This is a genomic window from Microbacterium sp. str. 'China', assembly GCF_002993305.1.
Lineage (GTDB): Bacteria > Actinomycetota > Actinomycetes > Actinomycetales > Microbacteriaceae > Microbacterium > Microbacterium paraoxydans.
Map to the genome: position 1 here is coordinate 656,092 of NZ_CP027434.1, position 11,251 is coordinate 667,342.

General features: G+C 71.2%; 13 protein-coding genes. 11 read left to right on the plus strand and 2 right to left on the minus strand.

The window, feature by feature from the left end; translation table 11 throughout:
• Window positions 1–84: 84 nt before the first annotated feature.
• Window positions 85–576, minus strand: a complete 492-nt coding sequence (gene ppa, locus C6C15_RS03085) for an inorganic diphosphatase (RefSeq protein WP_025104593.1) — start codon at window positions 574–576, stop codon at window positions 85–87.
• Window positions 577–677: 101 nt separating this feature from the next.
• Between ppa and tilS the strand changes: the two genes are divergently transcribed.
• Window positions 678–1,670, plus strand: coding sequence for a tRNA lysidine(34) synthetase TilS (gene tilS / locus C6C15_RS03090; protein WP_105949243.1), 993 nt, complete (start codon window positions 678–680; stop codon window positions 1,668–1,670).
• A gap of 26 nt (window positions 1,671–1,696) precedes the next feature.
• Here tilS and C6C15_RS03095 read toward each other — a convergent pair whose 3' ends face one another.
• Window positions 1,697–2,287 (minus strand): DUF937 domain-containing protein, encoded by a 591-nt coding sequence (locus C6C15_RS03095; protein ID WP_060921546.1) that lies wholly within the window; start codon window positions 2,285–2,287, stop codon window positions 1,697–1,699.
• A gap of 121 nt (window positions 2,288–2,408) precedes the next feature.
• Between C6C15_RS03095 and hpt the strand changes: the two genes are divergently transcribed.
• From hpt to C6C15_RS03145, 10 genes are all read left to right on the plus strand, one after another.
• Window positions 2,409–2,960, plus strand: coding sequence for a hypoxanthine phosphoribosyltransferase (gene hpt / locus C6C15_RS03100; RefSeq protein ID WP_017204674.1), 552 nt, complete (start codon window positions 2,409–2,411; stop codon window positions 2,958–2,960).
• 156 nt (window positions 2,961–3,116) lie between these two features.
• Window positions 3,117–5,117, plus strand: coding sequence for an ATP-dependent zinc metalloprotease FtsH (gene ftsH / locus C6C15_RS03105; RefSeq protein WP_025104589.1), 2,001 nt, complete (start codon window positions 3,117–3,119; stop codon window positions 5,115–5,117).
• A 1-nt stretch (window position 5,118) separates the two neighbouring features.
• Entirely contained in the window at window positions 5,119–5,730 is a 612-nt protein-coding gene (gene folE, locus C6C15_RS03110) for a GTP cyclohydrolase I (RefSeq protein ID WP_025104588.1), read from the plus strand.
• The gene (gene folP / locus C6C15_RS03115; RefSeq protein ID WP_060921545.1) at window positions 5,727–6,536 is read left to right on the plus strand and encodes a dihydropteroate synthase; all 810 of its coding nucleotides are present in this window, start codon (window positions 5,727–5,729) and stop codon (window positions 6,534–6,536) included. The genes folE and folP overlap by 4 nt, the downstream gene beginning before the upstream one ends.
• A gap of 34 nt (window positions 6,537–6,570) precedes the next feature.
• Window positions 6,571–6,966 (plus strand): dihydroneopterin aldolase, encoded by a 396-nt coding sequence (gene folB, locus C6C15_RS03120; protein ID WP_060921544.1) that lies wholly within the window; start codon window positions 6,571–6,573, stop codon window positions 6,964–6,966.
• Window positions 6,963–7,502 (plus strand): 2-amino-4-hydroxy-6-hydroxymethyldihydropteridine diphosphokinase, encoded by a 540-nt coding sequence (gene folK, locus C6C15_RS03125; protein ID WP_105949244.1) that lies wholly within the window; start codon window positions 6,963–6,965, stop codon window positions 7,500–7,502. The genes folB and folK overlap by 4 nt, the downstream gene beginning before the upstream one ends.
• Entirely contained in the window at window positions 7,499–7,981 is a 483-nt protein-coding gene (locus C6C15_RS03130; RefSeq protein ID WP_025104584.1) for a DUF3180 domain-containing protein, read from the plus strand. Before folK ends, C6C15_RS03130 begins: the two co-directional genes overlap by 4 nt.
• Window positions 7,932–8,513, plus strand: a complete 582-nt coding sequence (locus C6C15_RS03135) for a PH domain-containing protein (protein ID WP_060921542.1) — start codon at window positions 7,932–7,934, stop codon at window positions 8,511–8,513. Before C6C15_RS03130 ends, C6C15_RS03135 begins: the two co-directional genes overlap by 50 nt.
• Window positions 8,510–10,549, plus strand: coding sequence for a PH domain-containing protein (locus C6C15_RS03140; RefSeq protein WP_234024211.1), 2,040 nt, complete (start codon window positions 8,510–8,512; stop codon window positions 10,547–10,549). The genes C6C15_RS03135 and C6C15_RS03140 overlap by 4 nt, the downstream gene beginning before the upstream one ends.
• Window positions 10,550–10,551: 2 nt before the next feature.
• Window positions 10,552–11,244: a DUF2520 domain-containing protein gene (locus tag C6C15_RS03145; RefSeq protein WP_060921443.1), complete on the plus strand. Its 693-nt coding sequence runs from the start codon at window positions 10,552–10,554 to the stop codon at window positions 11,242–11,244.
• Window positions 11,245–11,251: the final 7 nt, after the last annotated feature.

Sequence of the window (11,251 nt, forward strand, 5' to 3'; positions counted from 1 at the left end):
CCGAGAGAGGTCGGCGACCCAGAGAAGGTCGGCGACCGAGATAGGTCAGCGCCCCAGAGAGGTCGGCGACCCAGATGGGTCCGGTCAGTGGCCCTGCTCGCCGAAGCGGACGATGGCCTCGTCGAGAATGCGCTGCGCCTCGGCGGCGTTGCCCCACTCGTCGACCTTGACCCACTTGTTGGGCTCGAGGTCCTTGTAGTGCTCGAAGAAGTGCGCGATCTCCTTCTTCGTGTACTCCGGCACGTCGTCGATGTCCTGGATGTGGGCCCAGCGCGGGTCCTTGGAGAGCACGGCGACGAGCTTGTCGTCTCCGCCGGCCTCGTCGCTCATCTTCAGTACGGCGACCGGGCGGACCTCGACGACGACGCCGGGGTAGATCTGGTGGTCGAGGAGCACCAGCACGTCGAGCGGGTCGCCGTCCTCGCCGAGCGTGTTGTCGAAGTAGCCGTAGTCGGCCGGGTAGCCGAAGGTCGTGTAGAGCACGCGGTCGAGGTGCACTCGCCCGGTCTCGTGGTCGACCTCGTACTTCACGCGGCTGCCGCGCGGGATCTCGATGACGGCGTCGTGTGCGCCCATGCGTGTGCTCCTCAGGAAGATCGGTTGGATGCCGCGGACCAGCCTACTCGGGGGCCGCGGATCCGACCGTGACGGAGGAGGCGGTGCCCTAGCGTGGAGGGATGCCTTCCCTCGACCCCGCCGTCGCCGAGATCCGCCTCGCCGTGCGCACCGCGCTCGCCGACCTGCCCGAGGGCTCGACCGTCGTCGTCGCGGTGTCCGGCGGTGCCGACTCGCTCGCACTGGCGGCGGCCACCGCGTTCGAGGCCGCGAAAGTCGGGGTGCGTGCGACCGCGGTGACGGTCGACCACGGTCTGCAGCAGGGGTCCGCCGAGGTCGCCGCCGAGACGGGACGCATCGCCGGACGGCTCGGATTGGAGGCGCTCGTCCTCCGCGTCGAGGTCGACGGCGACGGGGGTCCGGAGGCGGCCGCGCGGGATGCGCGCTACCGCGTGCTCCGGGACGCGGCGGGCGAGATCGGCGCGCGGGCGGTCCTGCTCGGACACACCCTCGACGACCAGGCCGAGACGGTCCTGCTCGGACTCGCCCGCGGCTCCGGGGCGACGAGCCTGCAGGGCATGGCGCCGGACCGGGAGGACGACGACGGCCTCCGGTGGCTGCGTCCGCTGCTCCGCGTGCGCCGCGAGACCACCCGTGCGTTCTGCGGCGCGGCGGAGCTGCAGCCGTGGGAAGACCCGCACAACACCGACGACCGCTACACGCGGGTGCGGGTGCGTCGCCACGTGCTCCCGGTGCTGGAGACGCAGCTCGGCCCGGGTATCGCCGAGGCGTTGGCGCGCACCGCCGAGCAGCTCCGGGAGGACGCGGAGGCGTTCGACGAGATGATCCACGAGACGATCGAGGACATCGTCGAGCACGCCGAGGCCGGGATCTCCGTGAGCGTCGCCGCGCTCGCCGCCAACCCGGCCGCGCTGCGCAACCGCATCATCCGGCTCGTGGTCGACAGCGAGTTCGGGGCGAGCCTGAGCCGCGCGCAGACGATCGAGGTCGCCCGCCTCGTGACCGACTGGTCGGGTCAGGGCCCGATCGATCTGCCGGGGTGCGCCGCCGTGCGTCAGGGCGGCCGGATCGTGTTCACCGCCGCGACCCGCTGAATCGCAGGCCGCGGCGGCGTCGCGTTCTACTTCTTGCCGCCGAAGAGGCCGCCGAGGATGCCTCCGAGGTCGATGCCGCCGCCGGAGCCGCTCTTACCGCCGCCGAGGAGGCCACCCAGCACGTCACCCAACCCGCCGCCGGAGCCCGAGTCGCCGCCGCCGAGGATGCCGCCGATGACGTCGCCGATCCCGCCGGAGCCCTCCGCGCCCGCGTCCGCCTTCGCCGTCTTGTCCTTGGTCGCGTTGGCGATGAGACCCATCACGATCGGCGCGAGGATGGGGAGGAGCTTCCCGAAGTCGATGCCCGGGGTCGCCTTCGACTCCGTCAGCTCCTTCGTGACCTCCTTCTCCTTCCCGCCGAGGATGTGGGAGACGATCTTCTCGCCGTCTTCCTGGTCGATGTCGTCGACCGTCGCCGGGCTCGACGCACCGCGGTGCTTGCCGAGGGCCTTCTCGATGGCCGCCGATCCCTCGGAACTCTCCGCGTTCTTGGCCAGCCCGCCGAGCAGCACGGCGCCGCCCTGCTCGACCGCGACCTTGGCCTCGTCGCGCGACACTCCGAGCTTCTGCGCGATGTCGTCGAGGGGGACCTGGCTGAGGATGTCGTGAGTCGCCATGGGGATCTCCTTCCGTCGGGGCGTGCGCCCGCGTCACCGTCAGAGTAGTGCGGCGTCGTCCTGCGGGGGAGGGTACGCGCCCGCGACCGGAGCACACGGTCACGTCACCTAAAATCGATCCATGCGCGCCGCGGAGATCCAGGACGACCTTGCACAGATCCTCGTCACCGAGGAGGAGATCCACGCCAAGCTCGACGAGCTCGCGGCGCAGGTCGCGAAGGATTACGAGGGCAAGGACCTCATCCTCGTCGGCGTGCTGAAGGGCGCGGTCATGGTCATGGCGGACTTCGCGCGAGCGCTGCCGTTCCACGCGCCGATGGACTGGATGGCGGTGTCGAGCTACGGCGCCAGCACGAAGTCGAGCGGTGTCGTGCAGATCCGGAAGGACCTCGACACCGACCTGCACGGCAAGCACGTGCTCATCGTCGAGGACATCATCGACTCCGGCCTCACCCTGAGCTGGCTGCTGGAGAACTTCGAGTCCCGCGGTGCGGAGTCGATCGAGGTCCTGGCGCTGCTGCGCAAGCCGGAGGCCGCGAAGGTCGAGATCGACTGCAAGTACGTCGGCTTCGACATCCCCGTGGAATTCGTCGTCGGCTACGGACTCGACTACGCGGAGCGCTACCGCAACCTCCGCGACGTCGCCGTGCTGGCACCGCACGTCTACAGCTGACGCTTCGACAGGCTCAGCGACCCAGGCGGGCTCAGAAGCCGGGCGGGGTCAGCGACCCGGGTGGGCTCAGCCACCGAGGCGGCAGCGCCGACAGCGTTGCGCCGTGGGTGAACGCACAGCGGCCCCCTAGCACGGAGGCGATACGCTGATCCGACCATGGATGTGAAGAAGCTCACCCGCAATCCGCTGATCTACGTCGCTCTGATCGGCGTGCTGCTCTTCGGCGGATTCCTGCTGATCTCGAACCTCGGTGCGCCGAAGCAGATCACGACGCAGGAGGGGCTCGAGCTGCTCTCCGGCAAGACCGTGACCGAGGTCGTCACCACCGACGGCGATCAGCGCGTAGACATGACGCTGTCGAAGCCGTTCGAGGGCTCCGAGAACGTCCAGTTCTACTACGTCGAGGCCCGCGCCGACGAGGTGGTCTCCGCGATCGATGCGGCCGCGCCGAAGGACGGCTTCAACGACGCCGTGCCGCGCGCGACCTGGTTCGACGGCTTCCTCTCCCTGCTGCTTCCCCTCGTGCTGCTCGGCCTGCTGTTCTGGTGGCTCCTGTCGTCCATGCAGGGCGGCGGCGGCAAGGTCATGCAGTTCGGCAAGTCCAAGGCCAAGCTCGTCAACAAGGAGACCCCGACGGTCACCTTCGCCGACGTCGCCGGTGCCGACGAGGCCATCGAGGAGCTCCACGAGATCAAGGAGTTCCTGCAGGACCCGGCGAAGTTCCAGGCCATCGGCGCCCGCATCCCGAAGGGCGTGCTGCTGTACGGCCCTCCCGGAACCGGAAAGACCCTCCTCGCCCGTGCCGTCGCCGGCGAGGCCGGTGCCCCGTTCTACTCCATCTCCGGATCCGACTTCGTCGAGATGTTCGTCGGCGTCGGTGCCTCCCGCGTGCGCGACCTGTTCAGCCAGGCCAAGGAGAACGCCCCGGCGATCATCTTCATCGACGAGATCGACGCCGTCGGCCGTCACCGCGGCGCCGGCATGGGCGGCGGCAACGACGAGCGCGAGCAGACGCTGAACCAGATGCTCGTCGAGATGGACGGCTTCGACCCGAACGCGAACGTCATCGTGATCGCGGCCACCAACCGTCCCGACATCCTCGACCCCGCGCTGCTGCGCCCCGGCCGCTTCGACCGTCAGATCGGTGTCGACGCCCCCGACCTCAAGGGCCGCCAGAAGATCCTCGAGGTGCACAGCAAGGGCAAGCCGCTGTCGAAAAACGTCGACCTCGAGGTCGTCGCCCGCAAGACCCCCGGCTTCACCGGTGCCGATTTGGCGAACGTGCTCAACGAGGCCGCGCTGCTCACGGCCCGCTCGAACGCGCAGCTCATCGACAACCGTGCCCTCGACGAGGCCATCGACCGCGTGATCGCCGGTCCGCAGCGTCGCACTCGCGTGATGAAGGACAAGGAGAAGCTCATCACGGCGTATCACGAGGGCGGACACGCGCTCGCGGCGGCGGCGATGAACTACACCGACCCCGTGACGAAGATCACGATCCTGCCCCGCGGCAAGGCGCTCGGCTACACGATGGTGCTGCCGCTGGACGACAAGTACTCGGTGACCCGCAACGAGCTGCAGGACCAGCTCACCTACGCCATGGGCGGTCGCGTCGCCGAGGAGCTCGTCTTCCACGACCCCACCACCGGTGCGTCCAACGACATCGAGAAGGCGACCTCGATCGCCCGAAAGATGGTCATCGAGTACGGCATGACGACGCAGGTCGGTCCGGTCAAGCTCGGCACCGAGGGCGGCGACATGTTCGTCGCGCGCGACATGGGCCGTGGCCGCGAGTACTCCGAGAAGGTCGCGGAGCGTGTCGATGCCGAGGTGCGGGCGCTCATCGAGCAGGCGCACAACGAGGCGTACGCGGTGCTCAGCGAGAACCGGGACATCCTCGACCGTCTCGCCCTCGCGCTCCTCGAGGAGGAGACCCTCGACCATAACCGCATCGCGGAGATCTTCACCGAGGTGAAGAAGCTCCCCGAGCGTCCGCTGTGGCTGTCCAGCGAGGACCGCCCGGTCTCGGAGCGGCCGCCGATCGAGGTCCCGAAGAAGGACGTCTCGCTCGCCGCCTCCGTCGAGGCGCCGACGGCCCCGCCGCGTCCGCAGCAGGGCTCCGCCGGAGCGGGCAACCCTCGTCCCGCGACGGCGTGACGTGACCGTCGACAAGGGGCGCGTCGAACGGCTCACCAGGGAACTCCTGGAGGCGATCGGCGAGGACCCCGATCGTCCGGGGATCAAGCAGACGCCCTCCCGGATGGCCGAGCTCTACGCGGAGTTCTTCGCGGGGGTGGGCGAGGATCCCGCCGAACCGCTCGCCCACACGATCAGCGTCACCCGCGGGCCGGCGCCGGACACCCTGCCGTCCGGTGCCGTGCTGCTGCGCGACATCCGCTTCCGCTCGGTGTGCGAGCACCACCTCCTGCCCTTCGCGGGACACGCGCACATCGCCTACCTTCCGGGCGAGCAGGTCGTCGGTCTCGGTGCGCTCGTGCGCGTCGTGGAGATCCTCGCCGCGCGGCCGCAGGTGCAGGAGCGGCTGGGGGAGCAGATCGCCGACACGATCGCCGAGAACCTCGACGCGCGCGGCGTGCTCGTCGTTCTCGATGCCAGCCACGGCTGCGTGACGATGCGGGGCGGACGGCAGACCGAAGCCTCGACCCTGACCATCGCAGCGCGCGGGGTCTACACGGATCCCGTGGCACGCGCGGAGTTGGTGACCCTGATCGGCATGACCGTGCCGGGGGCCGGGACGTCGCGCGCATGACCGGCATCTGGGGCATCGTCAACGTCACCCCCGACTCGTTCAGCGACGGCGGGCGGTACCTCGACGCGGACCGCGCGGTCGCCCACGGCCTCCGTCTGCGCGCGGAAGGAGCGTCCGTCCTCGACGTCGGGGGCGAGTCGACCCGGCCGGGCGCGGAGCGCGTCGGGGTGGACGAGGAGCAGCGCCGCGTCCTCCCGGTCGTCGAACAGCTCGCCGCGGCCGGTGCCGTCGTCAGCATCGACACCCTCAACGCGTCGACCGCCGTGGCGGCCGTCCGCGCAGGGGCGCGCATCGTCAACGACGTCTCCGGCGGACTCGCCGACCCCGACATGCGCGCCGCGGTGGCGGAGTCGGGTGCCGACTTCGCGATCGGGCACTGGCGGGGCTTCTCCGCCGACATGTATGCGAACGCCGACTACCGGCGCGTCGCCCGAGAGGTGGCCGGCGAGCTGCGCGAGCGCATCGGGGAGGCGGCCGCCGCCGGGATCGCGCCCTCCCGCCTGATCGTCGACCCCGGTATCGGGTTCGCCAAGGCCGGTGCCCAGAACTGGGACGTGCTGAGGGGCCTCGACGAGATCGTGGGCCTCGGTTTCCGCGTGCTGGTCGGGACGTCGCGCAAGCGCTTCCTCGCCGACGTGCTGCAGGAGGCGGCCCCGGGCGGTGACGGCGTCTCCGAGGAGCGCCGGGACCTGGCGACCGCGGTGACGAGTGCGCTCGCGATGCGCGCCGGCGCCTGGGCGGTGCGCGTGCACGACGTCGCGGCCACCCGCGACGCCCTCGCGATCACCCGCGCCTGGGAAGGCTGAGTGCGAGGTCGGAGCGTCGCCGTACCCTAGAGGCATGGACTTCCTCGACGAGATCGTGCTGACAGGGCTGACCGTGTTCGGCCACCACGGCGTCTACCCGCACGAGCGGGAGAACGGGCAGGAGTTCACGGTCGACCTCCGGTTGCGGCTCTCCCTCGAACAGGCCGCCGCGTCCGACGAAGTGGCCGACACCGTGCACTATGGCGAGCTCGCGGAGCGGGTGGCCGCCGTCGTCGCGGGGGAGCCGGTGAACCTCATCGAGACCCTGGCCGAGCGGATCGCGGACGTCGCCCTCGGCGACCGCCGCGTGCAGCAGGTGACCGTGACGGTGCACAAGCCGCAGGCACCGATCGCCCTGACCTTCGACGACGTGGCCGTGACGGTGCATCGGACGCGGGCTCCGGAGTCGCTGGAGGACATCACCACATGAGCCGCAACCTCACCCGCCCGCCGGAGGTGCCGGGCCCCCGAGCTCCGCGCCCCGAGACGGTGGCGGTCGTCGCGCTCGGCGCCAACCTCGGAGACCGCGAGGACACGATCCGCGCCGCGGCCGCGCGCATCGGGCGGCTCCCGCTCGTCTCGGACGTGCGCCTGTCGCGCCTGTTCGAGACGGTGGCGCTGCGCGTGGACGGCCCCGATCCGGACGCCCCCGGGTATGTGAACGCGGTGGCTCTGGTGACCACCCGGCTCGCTCCCGAGATCCTGCTCGGCATGCTGCACGCCATCGAGGACGAGAACGGCCGCGTGCGCGGCGAGCGGTGGGGCGACCGCACCCTCGACCTCGACCTCATCGCCTACGGCGACGTCGTCTCGGACGACCCCCGGATCCAGCTGCCCCATCCGCGGGCGGCGGAGCGGCTGTTCGTCCTGGAGCCGTGGCTCGACATCGACCCCGACGCCGAGCTCGTGGGGCGCGGCCGGGTCGCCGATCTGGCGGCGGACCTTCGCGCGCGAGGCGAGGGATGAAGCGCACCTCCGCCGGACTTCTCGCCGTCCTCGCGCTCGTCGGCGCCGGGGCCGGCTTCATCCTCGACCAGATGCTCACGGCGACGGGGCGGGCCACGTTCACGCCGTCCCTCTTCCTCCCGGTGCTGCTCGTCCTCATCGCGGGCGCATCGCTCGGGGTGGCCTGGCCGGTGCGGCGCAGCGTCCGCTCCGGGGTGCGCATCGACCCGTTCCGTGCCCTCCGGGCCGCGACCCTCGCGCGGGCGTCCAGTCTGCTGGGGGCGATCCTGGCGGGCTTCGGGGCAGGACTGCTGGCCTTCCTCCTCACGCGCCCCATCGATCCCCCGATAGGGTCGACTGTGGCCATGGTGGCGCTGATCGCGAGTGCGGTCGTGCTCGTCATCGCCGCTCTCGTAGCCGAACAGTTCTGCACCCTGCCGAAGGATCCTGATGACTCAGAACCCAGAGACCGCGCCCCTGAACCCGGCGGAGGGCACTGACCTCGGCGCCCTCGACCAGGGCACCTACACGGGCCTGCGCACGGCGCGCAACGAGGCCCGCCTCGAGCTCGACGGCACCTGGCACCAGATCTCGCCGCGCTACGTGGTGTCGCAGATCGTGCAGAACGTCATCTTCCTGGCGATCGTCGTGGCGGCGGCCGTCGTGCTGAACATCGTGCTCGAACAGGACTGGGTGTGGATCCCGGCCGGGGTCATCATCCTCATCACGCTCGTGACGCTGGTCATCCTCCCGCGGCAGGCGCGAGCGATCGGCTACATGCTGCGGGCGGACGACATCGTGTTCCGCAAGGGCATCCTGTGGCAGCGCATGATCGCGGTGCCGTATGGCCGCATGCAGCTCGTCGACATCACCCAGGGGCCGCTCGACCGGGCGTTCGGCATCTCCCAGCTCAAGATGGTCACCGCCGCGGCGACCACCGGTGTGCAGATCCCCGGCCTCACCCAGGCGGCGGCCGAGGCGCTGCGCGACACGCTCATCCAGGTCGCCGAGACCCGCCGGACCGGCCTGTGAGCGAGTCGCAGCTCCCCACCGCCGCGCCGGGGCAGACCTCCGCGGGCACACCGTCGACGCACCTCGCGGACGGTGAATGGCACCGGATGCATCCGCTCACGCCGCTCTTCAAGGGCGGCCTGGCGCTCATCATCGTGGGTGGCATCGTGATCGCGAACATGCGCGACCGGGTCATCGCCTGGCTCGTCGGGCAGTTCGCGCCCGAGGAAGCGCACTACGACGACTACACCGGCGGCGACCCGGTGGACTGGGTGCTCGCGAACAACTTCGCGCTCATCGCGCTGCTGGGTGTCCTGGCGCTCGTCGTGGTGCTCGTGGCGATCTTCTGGTTCGTCTGGCGCTTCCAGCAGTTCCGCATCACCGGCGACCATGTCGAGGTGCGCAAGGGCATCATCTTCCGTTCCCATCGCCGTGCTCCCCTCGACCGCGTGCAGGGTGTGAACCTCACGCGGCCGTTCCCGGCACGCATCATCGGGCTCGCGAAGCTCGAGGTCGTCGGCGCGGGCACCGACGCGAACGTCGCGCTCGAGTACCTGGCGACGCCGCGCGCCGAAGGCGTGCGCGCCGAGATCCTGCGCCTGGCCTCCGGGGCTCGTGCCGCGCGGCACGCGGCGTCGGATCCGCAGGGCGCAGCGACGCCGGGCGGGACCGCTCCGGCTTCCACCCGGGCGCAGCTCGTCGGCTCGATGAACGAGGGCGTCAACGGCCTGCTCGCCGGTGTGGACCTGCAGGACGTCGTCCCCGAGAGCGTCGTCAAGATCCCGGCCGGCCGGCTGATCGGCTCGCAGCTCATCTCCGGGCTGCTGTGGCTGGTCTTCTTCGGCGTGATCTTCGCGATCGCGATCGGGAGCACCCTCATCGGCATCCTCGTCGACGGCGATCCCGACGGCGGGATCGTCCTCCTCGGCATCGGTCTCGGCATGGGCGTCCCCATGGTCATCGCCGTGGTCGGTATCACGTGGGCGCAGATCTCCAAGTCGCTGCGCTACTCCATCGCGCCCACCCCCGACGGCGTGCGCATCACCTACGGGCTGCTCACCACCGTCACCGAGACCCTGCCGCCCGGCCGCATCTTCGCGGTCGAGGTGTCGCAGTCCCTGCTCTGGCGGCCGTTCGGCTGGTGGACCATCAAGATCAACCGGATGAGCGGCAAGAGTGCCGCGCAGCAGTCGTCGAGCAGCGGTCAGCAGTTCAACGTCGTGCTTCCGGTCGGCAAGCGCGCGGACGTGGAGCGGGTGCTGTCGCTCGTGCTGCCCGACGTGCCGGCTGAGAGCATCCCCGCGCTGTGGGACCAGGGCGTCGTCGGTCCGACTGACGCCGACCCCTACCGGACGATGCCGCGCCGGGCCTGGTGGCGGCGACCGTTCTCCTGGAAGCGCCACGGCTATACGGTGACGACGGACGGCCTGCTCCTGCGCCGCGGCGTCGTGTGGCGCAAGCTCGCGGTCTTCCCGCTCGCGCGTCTCCAGGGCGTGTCGCTGAGCCAGGGGCCTATCGACCGGGCCCAGGGGGTCTCCGGTGCACAGGTGCATACCGTGCCCGGGCCGATCACCGGCCTCCTCTCGGGGCTCGAGCGCGCCGACGCCCTTGCGCTGCTCAACGAGGTCAGCGTCGCCGCGGCCGAGGCGGCGTCCCGCGACCACACCCACCGCTGGAGCGAGCACGCCGCGGCCGGAACTCCGGTCGCACCGCCCGCTCCGCCGGTGTTCGGCGGTCCTGCGACGCCGACGTCTCCCGCGTTCGGAGGGGCGGCATCCGCTCCGTCCGCTCCGCCGGCTCCGCCCGCTCCGCCCGCGGGCGTTCCGGGGCCGGCGACGCCGCCGCCTCCGGTCCCGCCCGTCCGGACGCCTCCGGTGACGCCGCCGCCGGCGCCTCCGGTCACGGCGCCTCCGGTCGCTCCGCCCTCCGTTCCACCGGTGGCGCCGCCACCGCCGCAGACGGCGGCCCCGTCCGCCCCGCCGGCGTCGCCCGGCTCGGTCGTGCCTCCGACGCCACCGATCCCGCCGGCGCGACCGGACGCGCCGCGCGAGGAGTGAGCGTGGTGCGTGACGGCCGTCTCGGCGTCGGCATCGTCGGCGCGGGGCGTGTGGGCCCTGTTGTCGGCGCCGCGTTGGCCGGAGCCGGACATGCGATCGTCGGGATCACGAGCGGATCGGACGACGAACGTGCGTCCGCGGTTCTCCCGGGCGTCCCGGTGCTGGACACCCAGGAGGTCGTGCGGCGCGCCGAACTGGTGGTCCTCGCGGTCCCCTCCGCCGAGCTTCCGGCCCTCGTCTCGGGCATCGCGGAGCTGGGCGGGTGGCAGATCGGCCAGCTCGTCCTGCACACCGATCCGGCGCAGGGCATCGAGGTCCTGCGCCCGGCGGCGGAGCGCGGTGCCATCCCGTTGGCGGTGCATCCGGCGATCACGTTCACCGGGACCTCGATCGATCTCCGACAGCTGCAGGCGGGATTCGCGGCGGTCACCGCTCCCGCCGCCGTGCTCCCGATCGCCCAGGCGCTGGCTGTGGAGATGGGGTGCGAACCGGTCGTCATCGCCGAGGCCGACCGTCCCGCCTATGCCGATGCGATCGCCACGGCCACGGAGTTCTCCCGCTCGATCATCGGCCAGTCGACCTCGCGGCTCCGTGAGATCGGCGTCGAGAATCCGGGCGGGTTCCTCTCCGCGCTGGTGCAGTCGACCGTCGAGCGGGCGCTGCGCGACGCCTCGGAACCGCCGCCACTCGTCTGATCGGGTG